Here is an 18,866-nt window from a genome sequence, read left to right as displayed (position 1 = left end):
ATGAAAGCCTGTCCTCAGCATAGTACTGGGAAGGAGGGAGTGACCATCTCATTAAATAAAGCACGTTAAGCCGGTGGCAGTGGTCGCAACGGTCTGAACTTGCCTGCGCCGACCTTGGTGCTGCTGCGCCAGAGGTAATCGCCGGTCAGATTGATGTGTTCCCACCCCAGCGGTGACAGGTATTGAAACAGCGTCTCGTCTACCGGTTTGCCGTGCCCGTTCAAAGCATTGGTTGCCCGTTCCAGATAGGCCGTGTTCCAAAGCACGATGGCCGCCGTTACCAGATTGAGGCCGCTGGCCCGGTAGCGTTGTTGCTCAAAACTGCGGTCGCGGATTTCGCCCAGTCGGTTGAAGAACACCGCCCTGGCCAGCGCGTTGCGCGCCTCGCCTTTGTTGAGTCCGGCCTGCACGCGGCGGCGCAGCTCCACGCTTTGCAGCCAATCCAGTATGAACAACGTGCGCTCAATGCGCCCCAGCTCGCGCAGTGCAACGGCCAGTCCGTTCTGACGCGGATAGCTGCCGAGCTTGCGCAACATCAGCGAGGCCGTCACCGTACCCTGCTTGATCGAAGTGGCGAACCGCAAGATTTCATCCCAATGGGCGCGTATCTGCTTGATGTTCAGCCGGTCGCTGCTAATCATCGGCTTGAGCGCGTCATAGGCGGCATCGCCCTTTGGGATGAATAGCTTGGTGTCGCCCAGGTCTCGGATACGTGGCGCGAATCGGAAGCCCAGTAGGTGCATCAGGCCGAAGACATGATCGGTAAGGCGATCAATGACAAGGTGCGGATGTATGGCCGCATCGGCCAAGCCTTGCTGGAAGCCAAACAGAGCGGCGGCGATCCGTTCGCCGCCATCGAGGCCGTAATGCCGTGGGATACCTTCGCCGCCAGCGTCACGGAGGCGCAAAAGCTCGCGCAGCCGGAGAGCTTCGACTTTCTGCATCGCATCGGTGAAAGCTACGCCACGTTGCGCCGCTACGCGCCGCAGTTCCTGGACGTACTTAAGTTACGGGCGGCACCAGCCGCCAAGGGCGTACTCGATGCCATCGAGGTGCTTCGCGGCATGAACAGCGACAACGCCCGCAAGGTGCCCGCCGACGCGCCGACCGCATTCATCAAGCCACGCTGGGCGAAACTGGTGCTCACGGACGATGGCATTGACCGGCGCTACTACGAGCTGTGCGCCCTGTCAGAGCTAAAGAACGCGCTGCGATCAGGCGATGTCTGGGTGCAGGGTTCGCGCCAGTTCAAGGACTTTGATGAGTACCTGGTGCCGGCCGAGAAGTTCGCTACTCTGAAGCTGGCCAACGAATTGTCGCTGGCAGTGGCCACCGATTGCGATCAGTATTTGCACGACCGACTGGCATTGCTGGAACAGCAGCTTGCCACCGTCAACCGCATGGCGGCGGCCAATGATCTGCCGGATGCCATCATTACCGAGTCCGGCCTGAAGATCACGCCGCTGGACGCGGCGGTGCCGGAGACCGCACAAGCCCTAATCGACCAGTCGGCGATGCTGCTGCCACACGTCAAGATTACCGAACTGCTGATGGAAGTTGATGAGTGGACAGGCTTCACCCGGCATTTCACGCATCTGAAGACCGGCGACACGGCCAAGGACAAAACCTTGCTGCTGACGACGATCCTGGCTGATGGCATCAATCTCGGGCTAACCAAGATGGCCGAGTCCTGCCCAGGCACGACTTACGCCAAGCTGTCGTGGCTGCAAGCCTGGCACATCCGGGATGAAACGTACTCAACGGCGCTGGCCGAACTGGTCAACGCGCAGTTCCGGCAATCCTTTGCCGGAAACTGGGGCGATGGCACCACGTCATCGTCGGATGGCCAAAATTTCAGAACCGGCAGCAAAGCGGAGAGCACCGGGCATATCAACCCGAAGTATGGAAGCAGTCCAGGCCGGACGTTTTATACCCATATCTCCGACCAGTACGCGCCCTTCAGCACCAAGGTAGTCAACGTCGGCGTGCGTGATTCAACCTATGTGCTCGATGGCCTGCTGTACCACGAGTCGGACTTGCGGATCGAGGAGCACTACACCGACACAGCGGGCTTTGCCGGAAGCCTGAAACTGCTGCTGATGCTTGTTCTTGGCGGCGTTGAATAGTTTGCCAATGATGCGGTCGTGCAGGTCGATGATTTCGTCGGTGACGGTGGCCATACCTTCAATGGCCAGCGAAACCAGAGTGGCATAGCGTCGTTGCATCTCGAACTTTGCCAGATCGGCAGGCGTCATCTGCCCACCCTCACGGGCGATCTTGAGCAGGCGGTTCTGGTGAACTTGTCGCTCGATGCCTGCGGGAAGGTCAAGCGCCTGCCAAGCCTTGAGGCGCTCGATGTGTTCAAGCATATGCCGAGAGTTCGGCTTGACGGGCGACTGGCGCAGCCATGCCAGCCACGTCAATTTGCTGCCGTCCTTGCGCTTGAGAAGTTCGTCCAGGCGCTGACGGTGGAGCGATAACAAAGAATCGGTCAACGCCGCGTAAATACGCCGGTTGGCACGGGTGATGGCCTCGGCGCTCGCGCGCTCGATGGCATTCATGGCGGGCAGGATGATGCTCTGCCGCCGCAGGTTTTCGACAAGGGTGCTGGCCAGCACAATCCCTTTATCGGTCTGCAAGGCCAGCTCGGTCAATGTATGCACGGCTGCCGGTAGTGACTCATGGTGAAGGGCTTGAACCCGAACACCGTTTGCAGCTCGACCAAGTGCTCCCGCCGCGTCTGCTCGCGCTGGCCGTAATCGTTCCAACTTTCCACCGGCACCTTGAGTTGTGCGGCCACCATGCGCAACAGGGGCGGAAACGGAGGCTCATCGATGCCCAAGAAGATGCCAGGGAATCGCAAGTAGCAAAGCTGCACGGCGAAGCCCAATCGATTCGCAGCGCCGCGACGCTGGCGGATCACCGATAGGTCGGTTTCGTTGAACGTGTAGTGCCGTATCAGTTCGTCTTTGGCATCTGGTAGTGCCAGCAGGCTTTCGCGCTCGGTGGCGGACAGGATTGAGCGGCGCGGCATGATCAGTCTTCCCGCAGGTACTGGTACAAGGTTTCGCGACTGATGCCGAAGTCACGGGCCACCAAGGTTTTTTGATCGCCTGCCGCGACTCGCTGTTTCAACTTGGCAATTTGTTCGCTGTTCAGCGATTTCTTTCGTCCCCGGTAGGCACCGCGCTGCTTGGCCAGCACGATTCCCTCGCGCTGGCGTTCGCGGATCAGTGCGCGCTCGAACTCCGCAAAAGCCCCCATGACCGACAGCATCAAATTGGCCATCGGTGAGTCATCGCCGGTGAACGCCAGCCCTTCTTTGACAAACTCCATCCGCACGCCCCGTTGTGTCAGCCCCTGAACGATGCGGCGCAGGTCATCGAGATTGCGTGCCAACCTGTCCATGCTGTGCACCACCACGGTGTCGCCCTCGCGCACAAAGGCCAGCAGCCTTTCAAGTTCGGGACGTTGCGTGTCCTTGCCGGAAGCCTTATCGGTGAATACCTTACCGACTTCGATTTGCTCCAGTTGCCGATCAGGGTTCTGGTCGAAGCTGCTGACGCGGATATAGCCAATGCGTTGACCTTGCAAGGTGCCTCCAAAGGTAAAAGTGTCAGGATGAAATCCATTACCCTTGGCGGCTTGTGTCAATAAATACAAACTACAACTCTATTCTGACGTGCTTTGCGCCAAGCATCTGACATCAGGTTAGGGTATGCCTCAATCTGACGGCTGCGAACCGCCAGGGACAGGCGCAATGTCAGATTCTGTCGCGGCCTTGGCGCGTGCCTGGAAGCGTTCATAGCAATCCAGCCCGCAGAAATGTTCGACGTATTCCGCGCCTTCCGGGGTGAAGGCGGCATCGAGCGGAATTTCTTTGCAGCATACGCAGCAGGTGGTGCAACTGGCAGTGTTCGGGGCGTTTGCGTTCATGGTGGTACTCCTCCAGATTGGTAGCGAAGCTCAAAGCTGCCCACTCTCGGCTGGCTGGGAAGCGGTCATGATCTTCCCTTGAAGGCCCGCAGCAGCCGCGTCACAGACAGGACAAACAAGCCGGTCAGCGTGAGGGCTGCAATACCCCAGTGCTCCCCGATGAACGCGCCGGCCGTCGTGCCGGCTAGCACAATGGCGAGAATCGGCAAATGGCAGGGACAGGTGAGCACGGCCAGCGCGCCCCACAAGTAGCCGGTGATCGGTTTGTGCGTCTCAGACGGCAAGTGCTCTGGGCTGTTCATGGCAGACTCTCCGCGTGCTGTGCCGGTTCGGTTGGCATGGCGGCCAGTTGCATTTCGAGGCTGGCCAGGGCCTCGCGCCGACGCTCGACGAGTTGCCGCAACACGGCAAGCTGCGCAGACGCACCGTCACCGTCCGCAGCATCCAGCGCCCGGCACAGCCGCGCCAGTGCGTCCAGGCCGATACCCGCTTCGAAGGCAGCCCGTACAAAGCGCAGCCGTTGCAACGCGGTGTCATCGAACAAGCCGTAGCCGCCCGTGGTGTACGCGACCGGCCGTAGCAATCCGCGCAGCAGGTAGTCGCGCACGATATGCACGCTCACCCCGGCATCAAGGGCCAGCCGGGACACTGTGTAGGCGCTCATTGAACACCTCCTTTTCCTCATCCGGCGCAGCACGAAAGCTGCTTCACGTCCTTGCTGAAGGTCTGCGCCGCGAGCTTCAGCCCTTCGACCATGGTCAGGTAGGGGAACAATTGGTCGGCCAGTTCCTGCACGGTCATACGGTTGCGAATGGCGAGCACCGCCGTCTGGATCAGTTCACCCGCTTCCGGGGCCACCGCTTGCACGCCGATGAGCCGTCCGCTACCTTCCTCGATGACCAGCTTGATGAAGCCGCGTGTGTCGAAGTTGGCAAGCGCACGCGGCACGTTATCCAGTGTTAGCAGGCGACTGTCGGTCTCGATCCCGTCGTGATGTGCTTCCGCCTCGCTGTAGCCCACGGTGGCGACCTGCGGGTCGGTGAACACCACGGCCGGCATTGCGGTCAGGTCCAGGGCCGCATCGCCGCCAGTCATGTTGATCGCCGCACGAGTGCCGGCCGCTGCCGCCACATAGACGAACTGCGGCTGGTCGGTGCAGTCGCCGGCCGCGTAGATGTTCGGGCTACTGGTGCGCATGCCCTTGTCGATGACGATGGCCCCCTGCGCATTGACGGCTACCCCCGCCGCTTCCAATGCCAGGCTGCGCGTGTTCGGTGTCCGGCCGGTGGCGACCAGCAGCTTGTCGGCGCGCAATTCACCGTGCGTGGTGGTCAGCACGAATTCACCGTCCATATGGGCGACCTGGCTGGCTTGCGTGTGCTCCAGCACCTCGATGCCCTCGGCACGGAAAGCGGCTGTCACCGCCTCGCCGATGGCCGGGTCTTCACGGAAGAACAAGGTATTGCGCGCCAGGGCCGTGACCTTGCTGCCCAGCCGGGCAAAGGCTTGCGCCAGCTCCAGCGCCACCACCGACGAGCCGATTACGGCAAGGCGTTCGGGAATGGTGTCGCTCGCCAGGGCCTCGGTGGAAGTCCAGTAGGGTGACTCTTTCAAGCCCGGAATCGGCGGGACCGCCGGGCTGGCACCCGTGGCGACCAGGCAGCGGTCGAACATCACGACGCGCTCGCCACCCTCGTTCAAACTAACGATAAGGCTCTGGTCGTCCTTGAAACGCGCTTCACCGTGCAGAACGGTGATGGCTGAATTGCCGTCCAGGATGCCTTCGTACTTGGCATGACGGAGTTCTTCGACACGGGCCTGCTGCTGGGCCAGCAGCCGCTCGCGCAAGATCGTCGGCGGTGTGGGTGGCATGCCGCCGTCGAATGGGCTTTCCCGGCGCAGATGGGCGATGTGGGCGGCGCGGATCATGATCTTGGACGGCACACAACCGACGTTGACGCAGGTGCCGCCGATGGTGCCGCGCTCAATCAGCGTGACCTGCGCGCCTTGCTCGACGGCCTTCAGTGCTGCCGCCATCGCGGCTCCACCGCTACCAATGACGACGACCTGCAACGGGCGTTCGTTGCCACTGGGCTTATCAGCGGCCCCTATCCAGCCGCGCATCTTGTCGAGCAGGCCGGCGCGGTTGTCCGTCGGTGGCGCATCGGCAAGCGTTGCCTCGTAGCCCAGTCCGGCCACGGCGGTAGTCAGCGCATCCGATGACGTGCCCGCCTCAATGGCGAGTTGCGCTGTGCCCTTCGGATAGGACACCAGCGCCGATTGCACGCCGGGCACTTTCTCCAAGGCTTCCTTGACGTGAGCCGCGCACGAGTCGCAGGTCATCCCGGTGATTTTCAGGGTGGTCATGTATTTTTCCTTTTCTGTGGTGGCTACGGCTGTTGCCGTCAGCCACGTTGTTCTGGCAATTCACAGCTGTCCGGCCCGCAGCGGCGATGTGCTGGCGAGATGAAATCCCAGACCGACACCCCAACCATCAAGGCCAGGCCGACATAGAGCAGTCCACCGCTCTGCCAGCCGTAAGCCCGCATTAAAAACACCGCTGCCAGCACCAAGATCGGGCCTATCGTGCCGAGCGCCGTGCGTCGCCACTGTCGATGATTGAGCCAAGCGATAGCATTGGCGAGTAACGCGATGCCGGCGAACATCGGCAGCAGGATGCCAATGAATAGCCCCTCGTACTGGCTCAAGAAGCCCAGTCCGATGGCCGCGCCAAAGCTGGCGATGGCAGGAAAACAGGCGGCGCAGCCCATCGCGGAAACGACGCTGCCGAGCGCGCCGGTTTTGCCAGCGATGCGCGTGATGAGTCCCATGTGTCGCTCCCGAGTTCGGTTAACGGATCAGCGTTTGAGGCTGGACGGATAGCCCGCGTCCTCGGTCGCCTTGGTCAACTTCTGGACGTTGGTCTTGGCATCGTCGAAGGTGACGACGGCCTGGCGCTTGTCGAAACTTACGTCGGTCTTGCTCACGCCCTCAACCTTGGAAAGCGCGTGCTTGACAGTGATCGGGCAAGAGGCGCAGGTCATGCCAGGCACGGACAGCGTGACGGTCTGGGTGGCGGCCCACACGGGGGCAACAACGGCAGCGAGGGCGAGGGCGGCAAACAGTTTTTTCATGATGAACTCCTGTGATTAATAGAAAAATGGCATGACGTAGGGAAATCCGAGCGAGACCAGGACCAGCGCGGCCACGATCCAGAAAATGAGCTTGTAAGTAGCTCGCACTTGGGGAATCGCGCAGACCTCACCCGGTTTGCAGGCTTGCGCCGGGCGGTAGATGCGCCGCCAGGCGAAAAACAGCGCGACCAGCGCTGCGCCGATGAAGATCGGGCGATAGGGTTCCAGCACCGTCAGGTTGCCGATCCATGCCCCGCTGAACCCCAAGGCGATCAAAACCAGCGGCCCCAGGCAGCAGGCCGACGCAAGAATGGCGGCCAGCCCACCGGCGAAGAGCGCGCCGCGCCCGTTTTGTGGTTCAGACTTTTGTGGTTCAGACTTTTGTGGTTCAGACTTTTGTGGTTCAGACATACGCTTGTCCTTTCAAATTTGGTTTGGATAGCTTAAGCTTACTTCCGTAGTTATGTACGGAGTCAAGCGATATGCAAATTAATTTTGAGAATCTGACCATTGGCGTTTTTGCCAAGGCGGCCGGGGTCAATGTGGAGACCATCCGGTTCTACCAGCGCAAGGGCCTGCTGCCGGAGCCAGACAAGCCCTATGGCAGCATTCGCCGCTATGGCGAGGCGGATGTAACACGAGTGCGGTTCGTGAAATCGGCCCAGCGGCTGGGCTTTAGCCTGGACGAAATCGCCGAGCTACTGCGGCTGGAGGATGGCACCCATTGCGAGGAAGCCAGCGGCCTGGCCGAGCACAAGCTCAAGGATGTGCGCGAGAAGATGGCCGACTTGGCACGCATGGAGGCCGTGCTGTCTGAACTGGTGTGCGCCTGCCATGCGCGGAAAGGGAACGTTTCCTGCCCGCTGATTGCGTCACTGCAAGACGGAACGAAGCTCGCTGCATCGGCGCGGGGGAGTCACGGGGTGACTACGCCTTAGCGTGCTTTATTTTCCGAATTCTGAGACGACCCCAACTGGTCACGGGAGCTTGGGCAATGAAGCCGTATTTCCGTAAAGCCGGAAACCCGGCTTCACACACACACGTACTCCCGGCTCTCCGTAGAGCCGCATTCCCGGTCGTTCTGCTAGCGGCGACCGCGCTCGCGGGCTGCGCGACCACCAATCCGCCGCCGGAGATTTCCTACGACAATGCGGCTCCGGCGGTGCAGACCGTCGATCCACCCGCGCCGGTCACCGTGGTCGAGCTGCCCCGGCCGCTGCCGCTGCCTGGCCAATTGCAGCGTGTGGAGGAGACGCGGCGTGCCCCGGAGCCTTCTAATCCGACCGCTCGCGTCAACCAGGCAAACGAGGCGGCACGAGTCCAGCCGGTGCGCGACGGCTTCATTAACTCGATGCAGGTCTACCCGTGGACTCAAGGGGCGCTTTATCAAGTCTATACCGCCGTCGGGCAGATCACCGACATCGCGCTCCAACCCGGGGAGCAGCTTGTCGGCGCAGGCCCGGTGGCCGCCGGCGACACAGTGCGCTGGATCATCGGCGACACCGAGAGCGGATCGGGGGCAACGCGCCAGATCCACATCCTAGTAAAGCCCACCCGCGCCGACCTGATGACAAACCTCGTCATCAACACCAACATGCGCACCTATCACATGGAGCTGCGCTCGACAGAGCGCACCTATATGGCGTCGGTCTCATGGCAGTATCCGCAAGACCAGCTCATTGCGCTGCGCCGTCAGAACGCCGAGGCGCAGGCGGCCCAGCCGGTGGCGAGCGGCGTCGATCTCGCGAACGTCAACTTCCGCTATGCGATCGAGGGCGACCGTGCGCCGTGGCGGCCGCTGCGCGCCTTCGACGACGGACGCCAGGTCTTTATCGAGTTTCCGCGCGGCATCGGTCAGGGCGAGATGCCGCCACTCTTCGTCGTCGGCCCCGAGGGCAACACCTCTGAGCTCGTGAACTATCGCGTTCGCGGCCACCACATGATCGTTGATCGTCTGTTCGCGGCTGCCGAACTTCGCTTCGGCTCCGGCCGCGAGCAGAAGCGCGTCAGGATCGTCCGCACAGACGGGAGGCCGACCTCGTGAGCGAGAACCCGCCCCGGATTGAGGAAGTGCCGGACGACGATGCGCAGCCCCTGACCGGCGAGCCGGTCGGGCCTGCGCCGATGCGGCTGCGGGCCGAACCGCCCCGCGTCACCCGGTTGTCGCGGAAGGTTCTCGCCGGCCTCGGTCTTGTCGCCAGCGTCGGGCTCGGAGGTGCGCTGATCTACGCGCTTCAGACCCGCGACGCCGGTCGGCCGAACGACGAACTCTATTCGACCGAGAACCGCTCGACCGCTGACGGACTGGCCGGCCTGCCGCGAGATTACAGTGGCGTGCCACAGCTCGGTCCCCCTCTTCCCGGTGACCTCGGCCGGCCGATCCTTAGTACCCAGGATCGCGGACAGCCGGTGCCCACACCCGGGACGGCCACGCCCAATCCCGGCATCAGCCCGGAAGAGCAGCGCCGCCTTCAGGAAATCGAGACCGCGCGCACCAGCCGTCTCTTCTCCGGATCGGAAAGCCGGGGCACACCCGCTGCTGCGGGAGCTGCCCCAGCGCTCGCGCCGGTGCCGGATTTGGCGAGCATTGGCCTCGCTCCGCCGCCCGCCACGCCCTCGGCGCAGGACCGGCAGAACGCGTTTCTGAACGCCGCGGCCGATCGCAGGACGGTTGCGCCCGATCGCGTCGCTGCGCCAGTATCGCCGAACGTCCTTCAGGCGGGAGCAGTGATATCCGCGGCGCTGATCACCGGCATCCGATCCGATCTACCCGGCCAGATCACCGCGCAGGTCACCGAAAACATCTACGACAGCCCAACCGGCCGTATCTTGCTTGTGCCGCAAGGCACTCGTGTGGTCGGGCAGTACGACAACAACGTGCAGTTCGGCCAGAGCCGAGTCCTGCTCGTCTGGACTCGGCTCGTCTTCCCGAACGGGCGCTCGATCGTTCTCGAGCGCCAGCCTGGTGCTGACGCTGAAGGGTTCGCCGGGCTGCAGGATGGCGTCGATTACCATTGGTGGGATCTGGCCAAGGCTGCGGGATTGTCGACACTGCTGAGCGTCGGCGCCGAACTCGCGGTCGACAACGACGATCAGCTCGTTCAGGCGATCCGGAACGGTGGGCAGGACACCATCAACGACGCAGGGCAGCAGATTGTGAGGCGTCAGCTCAACGTCGCGCCCACGATCACTATTCGGCCCGGATTTCCCGTGCGCGTTCTCGTGACGCGAGACTTGGTACTGGAGCCATATGGAGGGTGATGATGTCGAAGCTTAAGCTAGGCCCCATCGCGGACGACAAGCCGCTTAAGGTACAGGTCGAGCTACCTGCAGCTCTCCACCAGGACCTTGTTGACTACGCCCACCTATTGGGCCGAGAGCAAGGTCAGTCCGCTGTTGACCCAGCTCGGTTAATCGTCCCGATGTTACAACGGTTCATCGCGACAGACCGTGGCTTCGCCAAAGCCAGGCGAACGTTGACGCCGGGGAGCGCCGATTAATCCGTGGTCCCCGCTCTAGAGGGGGTGTCGAAACACTTCAGCAGCAGCGGCAGAGTCGGGTTGTCGTTGTCACTGGAAGAAATTATAGCGGCCGTCGGCGCCCGCGCCGATGGGAGCGGGATCAACGCGATATCCGGCCGGTAGATCACGCTGGTGATGGTCAAGCCGAAGCCCTGTTCGACCATCGTCAGCAGGGTTTCTCGGCTGACTTGTTGGATCGAGAGTTGAACCGCTCCGTCTCCGGCGCCCACCATGCGCCGGAGTATGCCAGCGAGCTCACGCCCAGCGCCATCCGAGCGAACGAGGAAGACTTCGTCACAAACGTCCTCCCACGACAGCTGTGGCCGTGCTGCCAACTCGTGAAGCGGGGACAATGCCACGAACAGATCTGGTTCGCAGAGACGTCGAACTTGGAACTGAGGGCTCTTGCTCGCACTCAGGCTGATTGCTGCGTCCAGTAATCCGCGCTTCACCCCCAAAGTGTTTTCTTCTGAAGTGCCTTCCTCAAGCTTTACCTCGATCGTCGGATGTCTATTTCTGAATGCCGAGAGAATGTTGATGATCGGGCACGCCGGGAACGCTTCAAGCATTCCAAACCTCACGAGCCCGGTCTTGAGTTTCCGCGCGGAGCGGATCTCCGTTGCGGCGTTACGAAGGTAGCGCGCTCCCACCACCGCTTGTTGAAGGAAGCGCTCACCTTCTGGAGTCAGCCCTGCCCCCGCTCGCGTACGCTTGAAGAGAGAAAAGCCAAGTTGGCGCTCAAACAGCTGCACACGTCGGCTGACGGTGGATTGCGATATCGATAGGCGCTCCGCCGCTCGGCGGAAGCTGCCGGCCTCGGCGACCTGAACGGCGTACTTCAGGTATCGGAGATCAAGAGTCAGGTCGGGCATGAGACCCGTCCGATCATACCGGCGGTCTCATCGGCGAACCGCCTGCGCCCGGTGAGCGGCACCCATGCACGTCCACTTTCATCGAGCCCACCCCCGCTAGCGCCTGGGGAACGAGCACGTCCGTTGATCTCAGATGTGGAATCCGAGCTGAGCCCCTCAATGAGCATGACCATGTCCGAATCTGTCATAGATGCATGCGGCGGTCATACATTTTCACACGCTTGAAGTCTATGCGCGAAGCATATATTCTTGCGGTATGGAGCCTGAGGTCGCCAAGTACCATTTAGGTGCACTCGCGTTGGCCGTTGCAGACAGCATCGCCAGTGTCTCGGCCTCGTTTTCACCAAGCGGCCCGGGGACCGCCGTGATGGTGTTACTCAGCATGGAGCCCGGACTGCCGATCAGCGTTTTGGCTACCTCGATCGGGCTTTCTCATGCCGGGACGGTGCGATTGATCGATAGGCTCGAGCGCGAACAGTTGGTGGAACGACGAAGACAAATCACCGACAGGCGGGCGCGCTTCATTCACCTCACCAATTCGGGGAAGAAGATAACGGACGCCTTGCTCAAGGCACGGGAGCAGGTGATCTCCGAATGTATTTCGCCCCTGTCGCCCAATGACCTCGACATTCTAGGCATGCTGTCGGAGCGGCTCCTTGTGGCAAACGGCTTCGACAAAGATGGCTCGGTCAGCCTTTGCCATCTGTGCGGCTACAGCAGGATCGCGCCTTCCCGTGGTAAAGCTAAGCCGGGGCGCTCGCCACGCTGGAACGTCGCATCAGAAGGCTGACGATATGATCAGGCAGGCTTGAAATAATGGGATCGTTTGCGCTCGAACTTCTTCTATGCGTACTTGCCTTCGGGTTCGGATATGCGGCGAACCAAGGCGGAACCTGTTTAGTGGTGGCCGCTCATGAGTTACACAGAAGACAGCCGCCGAAAATGTTCGTCGGATTTCTCGCAGCGTCGGCAGCGGCAGGCCTGGTTGCGGTCCCGATAGTCTGGACGGGAACACTGGGCGCAACACTCGCACCCTCGACCAGCATCAATTTCCTCCTGCTCATCGGCGCCATCGCCTTCGGCCTCGGCGCACTCATTAATGACACATGCCTGCTCGGATCGCTGGCGCGGCTTGGGGATGGGGAGATGCGACTTCTAGCTCTACCCTTGGGATTAACGATTGGTATCTTGGCTGCCGACCATGGCAGGTTCGGCTACGATTCAACATGGCCAAGCTTAATCTCCAAACCGAGCGCAACAGGCCTCGTTACTCTCCTAGCCTTCCTAGTTGTGCTCGTGCTGGCACTCGTTTTCGTTTCCACGAAGAGCGTTCTGCGAACAAAGCCGGGTTGGTCGTTCGGCGCTTCGATGATTGGACTCGGTATCACTGGCGGACTTCTATATGCACTCTCGCCGGCCTGGACCTTCGCAGACGTGATTCAACGCGCCCTTCCTCTCAGAATGTCCCCGGCCGGCGAGGTCGCGCTCACTGCGGTGATCTCTTCGATCGCAGGCGCCCTAACCGCCTCCTTTCGCCAAGGCAATCTGCGTCTCCAACTGCCGACAGCCAATGGCATTCTGCGATCTGTCGTCGGCGGCACATTGATGGGTATCGGCATCGCGCTCATACCCGGCGGGAATGATGGGTTGATCCTCGCAGCGGTTCCGACTCTTTCACCTGGTGGGATAGTCGCCTACCTTCTGATGACGACGACAATCGTCTTCGGATTTGCAGCGCGTGGTAAGTTATTCCGGCGCTGCCTTTCACGGCCATGATAAGGGCAACAGAGGACTTGCCCTCCTGACATGAGCATTTATCCCGACCGGGAATATCGGCTGACTAGCTCGTATGCCTTTGCAGGCCCTTGGACCATGATGACCACTTCAAAGGCCGCCGGCCCCAGAATCCTGTAGGTTGCATGGTAGGTGTCGTCTCCGCAGGCATAGACGCCACTCGCTTCCAACCCGGTATCCGTCCGCGAGAAACTCAAGCTGAGGAACTGCGTCCCGATATGAGGTCCGTCTGCGAACTCGACGACAACACTGTCCTCGCTCAAGCGATAGCGATACTGCCGGCACGCGGAGAATACTCTGCCATCTGCCAGTGAGAGAATGCCGCTCTCTCGATAAGCGAGCGCGCCTTCGCCGATCGCTGCTACGATTTCGGTGGGCATGGTTATCTCGTCCAGGGCCGCGTCCATCCGTACAGGCTGGACGTTTGCCAACGGGCTATAGGCCCACCCGGAGCGCCAGCCCCATCAAGTCAAAATCCCGCAAAGGTCGCGCGTTTGCTGGGTAAAGGCATCGCCGATGAGGATGGCTTCGTGAGGCAGCGAAGCGCGAGCCAGCCGCTCGACATATCTCGCTTATTAGTATATGGTATATGCGTCGCGCATATACTGCAACGCCTGCCCGAAGCACGTAGACGACGTTCGTGACGTTCCCACGGGACCACTGTTGAGGAATTTTAGATGAGCATTTTCGACCGTTATGAATTTCTTGTCCCCGAGCACGGTCGGAGGGATCTTGGCCTGCTTAGATGGGCTCTCGTGATCGTATTTCTGTGGTTCGGCGCGATGAAGTTCACAGCGTACGAGGCCTATGGTATCGCCCCGTTTATCGAACACAGCCCGATCATGAATTGGCTCGGCATGTTCGGGACGCAGGGGCAAAGCTATTTCATCGGCGTTATCGAGTTATCGACCGGTCTCGTTCTGATCCTTGGTGCATTTCGTCCACTCTTCTCTGCGCTAGGCGCACTAATGTCAGCAGCGACCTATCTGATCACGCTGACCTTTTTCATCACCACTCCAGGTGTCGCGGAGCAGACTGCCGGCGGCTTTCCTGCGATTTCGGCTGCACCAGGGCAGTTTCTACTGAAGGACGCAGTTCTGCTAGCGGCGTCCCTCGTGCTGCTGCGTGCTTCGGTCCGCCACAGAGGGGCGCTTGTGCTCTCGTGACTGTGGTCCTCTCGTGACGGCGGGCGTGCAAATCCTGCAGAACCTCCGCGGGGCATGGATGCTCCGTCGCGATATCGAGCCCGGAGGCGCTCAGCTGCATGGCGACGCGGTCTTCGCCCGTTTCGCCGCAATCCCCGACGTCGTGGAGCACGGACTGTTCCTCAATGGGATTGATACAATCGTGATCGCGCGCGGTGACACGATGGAAGTGCGACGCCGGGGGCAAGCTAGGTCTCGCTGATCTGCACCTGCGCGGCCTGGATGACAGCGCTGACGCGGAGTGATTCTCGGGCGCGACCTACGGCGATTCCGAGCGAAAAGGCTTGCCCTATAGCCGCCAGGTATCAACGGTTCCGCGGCCTTAACGAGCCGGACCCGTTTTTTTCGGCGCGCTCGATCAGTCGAAATCCTCCGAAACCCTTCTAAAACAGGACATTTTCCACAAGCCGCGCGGAGGAAGAGGACCACGGTATGGCTTGCTGTCTATGCTCCGCGCACATATAGATGTGGCAATGGATGGACCTCGAGATCGAAACATTTTCGGGGCGTTCGCACTCATGATCAGCGACGACATCGTTCGCGCTAGTTCATCGCGGGCGCCGGAAGCTGGACCCGCCGCCTCAGCGCTGGCGTTGCTCGCGCACAAGCCCGGGCTCTCGATCCGTATGCTTGCGATCGGGGTGGGCCTTTCACATGCTGGAACTGTTCGCCTGGTGGATAGATTGGTAAGCGAGGGATTGATCGAGCGTAGGGAGCATTCGACAGACGGGCGCGCGCGATCCCTCTATCTTACTCCAACTGGCAAGGTCGCGAGCGACGAGGTCCTGGCCTCGCGCGATCAAGTGATTGCCGAAGGGCTATCGATCCTTAATCCAGACGAACTGAAAACCTTATCGGACATCGCTGAACGCGTTCTCCGAAATCGCTTGGAAAACCTCGAGCAGTCATACCGCATCTGCCGCTTGTGCTGCTACGAGGGCTGCACGAACTGCCCCGTCGATGCCGAATTGCATGAGCGAGGTGTGGACCGCGAGAAGAACGACGACGCGTAGGAGACTCGCAATTGCGGCAGCTCAACGCTGCTCAGATGGCGGGGCTTCATAATGTCAGCGAGCCTACCATCAGCCGCATTCTTTTGGCTACGCGTCAAGCCGGCCGATCGGGCATGGCGGTCTCATTCTAATATGTCGGTGATCGCCCCACTTTTAGCCGCTCAATTGATCGGAACGCGGTTTCGGAAGCGGCCGTTCAAACCACTCGCTGCATTCCCATTTCTCTATGTCCGATAGGTAGTTTCGGGGAAAAGCAGTCGGGAACAGGTTTCGGGAACGCATGCTCCGGCAGGAGCGCAGCGCGCGTCCCAAACGCGTTTTCCCGGTAGAGCTTCCCAATCGGCAAAGTGCGGGCCACCTCAGACTGCGAACGCGAAAAACCGCCTGGCTGGTCACTCAAGGCAGGGTAACGACGATTTTCGCTGCGGATACACCCGCCTTCAGGGCTTCCAAGGCAGCCTGGAGCATTTCAAGGCCCTGGCCCACGATCTTCGCCGGAGGGGCGGGGACGAACGTGCGCGCCGCGAGAGCCTGCGGCAGGAATTCGCGGTAGATCATTGGACCAACCTCGTCATCCTTGAGGCTCGTCCCGGAGATGTGCGTCGCCTCGACTCCAAATGAACGCTCGTCGGGCGGGGCCAGCGTCGCTGCCACCCGGCGCGAGCCCTCGCATCTCGCAACTACGGCAAAACAGTCTTTCATGTGACCGGTCGCGTGAAGCGTTCCAGCGAGACTGCGCCCGCGCATTGCCTCAATCACGTCTTCCACGATGGCTGGACTCGAGTGGTCAAGAACCTCGCTTGCACCCAGCTCCTTCAACAGGCCGACGTTGCGCGCCGAAGCGGTGGCGACGCACCTGTAGCCCGACGCCACCGCGAGCTGGATGGCGTTGCAGCCAACGCTCGACGATCCACCCCAGACCAGAACGACCTCTGGACGCGCGGTCGGCGAGTGTAACGGTGGCGCGAGAGCCAACTGTGTCCGTCCGTAGAGCCCGCTTGCGGCGGTGCCAAGGCCAAGCGGGAGGACTGCCGCATCAGCGAAGGCAATGTTGTTGGGGATCGGCGCCGCCATGTGGTCCAGCACGATCGTGTGGTGCTGGAACGCACCCTGCGCAGGTTGATTTACGGTTGTCCCGACCGCCTGTCCGATGACTCGATCGCCGACCTTGAACCGCTCGACCGCGCCACCGACCGCCGCGACCTCACCGGAGACGTCGCTGCCGAGAATCGCGGGATAGTCGAGCCATGGCAAAAGCGCGACGTCCTGCAGAATCCAGTCGAGTGGGTTGATCGCGATGGCCGCGTTGCGGATCAATATCTCGTTCGCCGCCAGATGCGGCAGAGCGGTGACACCGATCCTCAGTGGCTGCCCCGGCGCTTTCTGCCAGGCGGCCTGATTAGTCACGGTTTCGGTCATCATCAACTCTTTCTGTCAAGTATTACAGCTGGGCGTTCGTCTGAGCGGTCCAACCGCCAGGTCGGGCGCACGAAGTGGCAGCTATAGCCCCCAGGATAGCGCACCAGGTATTCTTGGTGCTCTGGCTCCGCCTCCCAAAAGGGTTCTTCTGGGTTGATCTCCGACACGACCGGGCCTGGCCAGCTTCCTGATGCCTCGATTTCCGCGATGGTTGTGAGGGCGACTTCCTTCTGCACTTCGGTGGTGTAGAAAATCGCCGATCGATAGCTCGGACCGACATCGCTGCCTTGTTGCTCGTAGGTCGTGGGGTCATGTATCTGGAAGAAGAGTTCCAAGAGCGAGCGATAGGCGAGAACGGAAGGGTCGAAGGTCACTTCCACTGCTTCCGCATGGCCGTAATGTCTCGCGTAGGTCGGATCAGGCATTTCTCCGCCTGTGTAACCGACACGCGTCGAAATGACTCCCCTGGCTCGGCGCAGCAAATCCTCCATGCCCCAGAAGCAGCCGCCTGCGAGAATTGCTCGCTCTGTCGCGGCCGCCCTATTGCCGGTAGGCGATTGGCTCACAGTCCGTTCGCCCTCCTCCGTGTGCGCCACGGTCAAGCCAGCCTCGCGGGATCCGCAGCCTGACTGGCGCTCAAGAGCTCGGTCTGCACGTCCGAACCCCGGATGAGACTCAGATCGACGGGACACCGATCAGCGATCGCGAGGATCCGAGCGCGCTGATCATCACTCAGCGGCCCATCGAGGACAATGGTGCGGGTGAACCGGTCGGGTGGCATCATGTCCGGCACCTTCTCGTGCTGCACGGTCGTGCTCGCCCGTTCGAGCGGAAAGCCCTTGCGGTTCGCATAGAGACGCATCGTCATCACCGTGCAGGCTGCGAGGCCGGCAGATACGAGTTCGTAGGGAGATAGTCCGGTCCCGAGGCCACCGACCGATGCTGGCTCGTCGGCGAACAGAGTGTGCTCGCCGCTGCGGACCTTGAGCTGGAACGTCCCTGCAAGAGTTTCGGTGGAGACGACGCCCTCCGCAACCTCGACCTGCGGAAGATCCGCGCTGAGTGGTGGGAGAAAGCGGCTCGCCCAAACCGCCACCATGGCCGCGGCGTAGTTCGCGTCCGCGACGTCGGTGAGAAGGTGATCCGCGTTGTCGAGCGAGATGAAGCTTTTAGGGTGCCTGGACGCGACGAAGATGCGCGACGCGTGGTCGATGCCGACCACCTGATCCAGCGGAGAGTGCATGACCAGCACCGGCCGTCGCAGGGAGGCAATGGCCTTCTCGACGTCGATCCCCTCAACCGCCTCAAGGAACCCTCGGCGAATGAGGAAGGGCCTACCGGCAATCTCCACCGAGGCCTCGCCCTCGCTCGCGATGGTGTCCAGATCATTCGGTCCGAAGAGGCGCAAGATATGCTGAAGGTCGGCCGGCGCACCAATCGTCGCTACCGCCGCAATATCAGGCATGTCGGCGGCGGCTACGATCGCAGCGGTGCCACCCAGGCTGTGCCCGACGAGGAGGGACGGTGACATGCCCGCCGCCGCCATCGCATTTGCGGCGGCCCGAAGGTCCTCGACGTCCGACGCGAAGTTCACAGGTTCTCCCGTCCCACCGCCGATCCCGGTCCCGGCGAAATCGAACCTCAAGACCCCGATGCCCGCACGCGACAGCGCGCGCGAGATGTGAACAGCGGCGCGACTGTCTTTCCCGCACGTGAAGCAGTGGGCGAAGATCGCCCAGCCCCGCGGCGTCCCTTCCGGCGGTTCGAGGTGCCCGGACAGCGGAGAGCCAGCCCCACTGACAAACGTAAATGATCTTCCTGCCATGTCCATCAAACCTCCAGCACGCGGCTTGGCGGTTGCGCTCTCAGAACCTTCGACGGAGCTGAGCGGAGCGCACCGCCAACCGGTAATCGTCATCTCAGGCTATCATTTATATGTCTGGCGCATATAGACAAGCCCCTATACCATGAT

21 protein-coding genes and 3 pseudogenes are annotated in these 18,866 nt (G+C 61.4%); 9 read left to right on the top strand and 15 right to left on the bottom strand.

What is annotated here, in order from left to right; genetic code table 11:
• Positions 1–65: 65 nt before the first annotated feature.
• Positions 66–764: pseudogene (locus ACSVHP_RS21615) on the bottom strand (Tn3 family transposase); the annotation flags it as partial.
• On the opposite strand from ACSVHP_RS21615, the pseudogene ACSVHP_RS21610 reads away from it, so the two are divergent.
• A pseudogene (locus ACSVHP_RS21610) lies at positions 762–2,108 on the top strand (Tn3 family transposase); the annotation flags it as partial. The pseudogenes ACSVHP_RS21615 and ACSVHP_RS21610 overlap by 3 nt on opposite strands.
• Positions 2,109–2,303: 195 nt before the next feature.
• On the opposite strand, the pseudogene ACSVHP_RS21605 reads toward ACSVHP_RS21610, so the two are convergent.
• From ACSVHP_RS21605 to merT, 9 genes and pseudogenes are all read right to left on the bottom strand, one after another.
• Positions 2,304–3,034 (bottom strand): annotated as a pseudogene (locus ACSVHP_RS21605) (DUF4158 domain-containing protein); the annotation flags it as partial.
• A 2-nt stretch (positions 3,035–3,036) separates the two neighbouring features.
• On the bottom strand, positions 3,037–3,594 hold the full coding sequence (locus ACSVHP_RS21600; RefSeq protein ID WP_004213590.1) for a recombinase family protein: 558 nt from the start codon (positions 3,592–3,594) through the stop codon (positions 3,037–3,039).
• A gap of 129 nt (positions 3,595–3,723) precedes the next feature.
• Positions 3,724–3,936, bottom strand: coding sequence for a DUF3330 domain-containing protein (locus ACSVHP_RS21595; protein WP_000993245.1), 213 nt, complete (start codon positions 3,934–3,936; stop codon positions 3,724–3,726).
• 65 nt (positions 3,937–4,001) lie between these two features.
• Entirely contained in the window at positions 4,002–4,238 is a 237-nt protein-coding gene (merE, locus tag ACSVHP_RS21590; protein WP_001087807.1) for a broad-spectrum mercury transporter MerE, read from the bottom strand.
• The gene (gene merD / locus ACSVHP_RS21585) at positions 4,235–4,600 is read right to left on the bottom strand and encodes a mercury resistance co-regulator MerD (RefSeq protein WP_001277466.1); all 366 of its coding nucleotides are present in this window, start codon (positions 4,598–4,600) and stop codon (positions 4,235–4,237) included. Before merD ends, merE begins: the two co-directional genes overlap by 4 nt.
• Positions 4,601–4,617: 17 nt before the next feature.
• Positions 4,618–6,303 (bottom strand): mercury(II) reductase, encoded by a 1,686-nt coding sequence (gene merA / locus ACSVHP_RS21580; protein WP_000209296.1) that lies wholly within the window; start codon positions 6,301–6,303, stop codon positions 4,618–4,620.
• A gap of 38 nt (positions 6,304–6,341) precedes the next feature.
• Positions 6,342–6,767 (bottom strand): organomercurial transporter MerC, encoded by a 426-nt coding sequence (gene merC, locus ACSVHP_RS21575; protein ID WP_000522996.1) that lies wholly within the window; start codon positions 6,765–6,767, stop codon positions 6,342–6,344.
• 27 nt (positions 6,768–6,794) lie between these two features.
• Complete coding sequence (gene merP, locus ACSVHP_RS21570) at positions 6,795–7,070, bottom strand: mercury resistance system periplasmic binding protein MerP (protein WP_000732275.1); 276 nt, start codon at positions 7,068–7,070, stop codon at positions 6,795–6,797.
• 15 nt (positions 7,071–7,085) lie between these two features.
• On the bottom strand, positions 7,086–7,481 hold the full coding sequence (gene merT, locus ACSVHP_RS21565) for a mercuric ion transporter MerT (protein ID WP_001294653.1): 396 nt from the start codon (positions 7,479–7,481) through the stop codon (positions 7,086–7,088).
• 71 nt (positions 7,482–7,552) lie between these two features.
• Here merT and merR point away from each other — a divergent pair, with 71 nt between their 5' ends.
• Genes merR through ACSVHP_RS21545 form a run of 4 tightly spaced genes read left to right on the top strand, consistent with a single transcriptional unit; the run spans position 7,553 to position 10,570 of the window.
• Positions 7,553–8,008: an Hg(II)-responsive transcriptional regulator gene (gene merR / locus ACSVHP_RS21560; RefSeq protein ID WP_001166628.1), complete on the top strand. Its 456-nt coding sequence runs from the start codon at positions 7,553–7,555 to the stop codon at positions 8,006–8,008.
• A gap of 56 nt (positions 8,009–8,064) precedes the next feature.
• On the top strand, positions 8,065–9,114 hold the full coding sequence (trbG, locus tag ACSVHP_RS21555) for a P-type conjugative transfer protein TrbG (RefSeq protein ID WP_011191356.1): 1,050 nt from the start codon (positions 8,065–8,067) through the stop codon (positions 9,112–9,114).
• Positions 9,111–10,331, top strand: coding sequence for a TrbI/VirB10 family protein (locus tag ACSVHP_RS21550; RefSeq protein ID WP_011191355.1), 1,221 nt, complete (start codon positions 9,111–9,113; stop codon positions 10,329–10,331). Before trbG ends, ACSVHP_RS21550 begins: the two co-directional genes overlap by 4 nt.
• A complete protein-coding gene (locus tag ACSVHP_RS21545; protein WP_018429611.1) occupies positions 10,331–10,570 on the top strand; it encodes a DUF2274 domain-containing protein in 240 nt (79 codons plus the stop codon). The genes ACSVHP_RS21550 and ACSVHP_RS21545 overlap by 1 nt, the downstream gene beginning before the upstream one ends.
• Here ACSVHP_RS21545 and ACSVHP_RS21540 read toward each other — a convergent pair.
• Positions 10,567–11,463: a LysR family transcriptional regulator gene (locus ACSVHP_RS21540; RefSeq protein ID WP_011191354.1), complete on the bottom strand. Its 897-nt coding sequence runs from the start codon at positions 11,461–11,463 to the stop codon at positions 10,567–10,569. The two genes, ACSVHP_RS21545 and ACSVHP_RS21540, sit on opposite strands and share 4 nt — an antisense overlap.
• A gap of 367 nt (positions 11,464–11,830) precedes the next feature.
• On the opposite strand from ACSVHP_RS21540, the gene ACSVHP_RS21535 reads away from it, so the two are divergent.
• Together ACSVHP_RS21535 and ACSVHP_RS21530 are read left to right on the top strand one after the other, a co-directional pair.
• A complete protein-coding gene (locus ACSVHP_RS21535; RefSeq protein WP_223296479.1) occupies positions 11,831–12,253 on the top strand; it encodes a MarR family winged helix-turn-helix transcriptional regulator in 423 nt (140 codons plus the stop codon).
• 26 nt (positions 12,254–12,279) lie between these two features.
• Complete coding sequence (locus tag ACSVHP_RS21530; protein WP_004099025.1) at positions 12,280–13,239, top strand: YeeE/YedE thiosulfate transporter family protein; 960 nt, start codon at positions 12,280–12,282, stop codon at positions 13,237–13,239.
• A 38-nt stretch (positions 13,240–13,277) separates the two neighbouring features.
• On the opposite strand, the gene ACSVHP_RS21525 is transcribed toward ACSVHP_RS21530, so the two are convergent.
• On the bottom strand, positions 13,278–13,637 hold the full coding sequence (locus tag ACSVHP_RS21525; protein ID WP_166479491.1) for a DUF6314 family protein: 360 nt from the start codon (positions 13,635–13,637) through the stop codon (positions 13,278–13,280).
• Between the two features lie 297 nt (positions 13,638–13,934).
• On the opposite strand from ACSVHP_RS21525, the gene ACSVHP_RS21520 reads away from it, so the two are divergent.
• Both ACSVHP_RS21520 and ACSVHP_RS21515 read left to right on the top strand, forming a co-directional pair.
• Positions 13,935–14,423, top strand: coding sequence for a YkgB family protein (locus tag ACSVHP_RS21520; RefSeq protein WP_004099027.1), 489 nt, complete (start codon positions 13,935–13,937; stop codon positions 14,421–14,423).
• Positions 14,424–14,980: 557 nt separating this feature from the next.
• Positions 14,981–15,475 carry a MarR family winged helix-turn-helix transcriptional regulator gene (locus ACSVHP_RS21515; RefSeq protein WP_004099028.1) on the top strand — a complete coding sequence of 165 codons (495 nt, stop codon included), beginning with the start codon at positions 14,981–14,983 and terminating at the stop codon, positions 15,473–15,475.
• A 396-nt stretch (positions 15,476–15,871) separates the two neighbouring features.
• On the opposite strand, the gene ACSVHP_RS21510 is transcribed toward ACSVHP_RS21515, so the two are convergent.
• From ACSVHP_RS21510 to ACSVHP_RS21500, 3 genes are read right to left on the bottom strand one after another with little or no spacing between them, the layout of a single operon-like run.
• Positions 15,872–16,897, bottom strand: coding sequence for a zinc-binding alcohol dehydrogenase family protein (locus ACSVHP_RS21510; protein ID WP_004357654.1), 1,026 nt, complete (start codon positions 16,895–16,897; stop codon positions 15,872–15,874).
• Positions 16,897–17,460, bottom strand: coding sequence for a peptide-methionine (S)-S-oxide reductase MsrA (gene msrA / locus ACSVHP_RS21505; RefSeq protein WP_011191350.1), 564 nt, complete (start codon positions 17,458–17,460; stop codon positions 16,897–16,899). The genes ACSVHP_RS21510 and msrA overlap by 1 nt, the downstream gene beginning before the upstream one ends.
• Positions 17,461–17,492: 32 nt before the next feature.
• The gene (locus tag ACSVHP_RS21500; RefSeq protein ID WP_004357650.1) at positions 17,493–18,725 is read right to left on the bottom strand and encodes a bifunctional alpha/beta hydrolase/OsmC family protein; all 1,233 of its coding nucleotides are present in this window, start codon (positions 18,723–18,725) and stop codon (positions 17,493–17,495) included.
• Positions 18,726–18,866: the final 141 nt, after the last annotated feature.

Source organism: Enterobacter sp. 186315, from assembly GCF_053290175.1.
The sequence above is the reverse complement of the archived record's forward strand: the minus strand, read 5'-3'. Positions and strand labels throughout refer to the sequence as shown.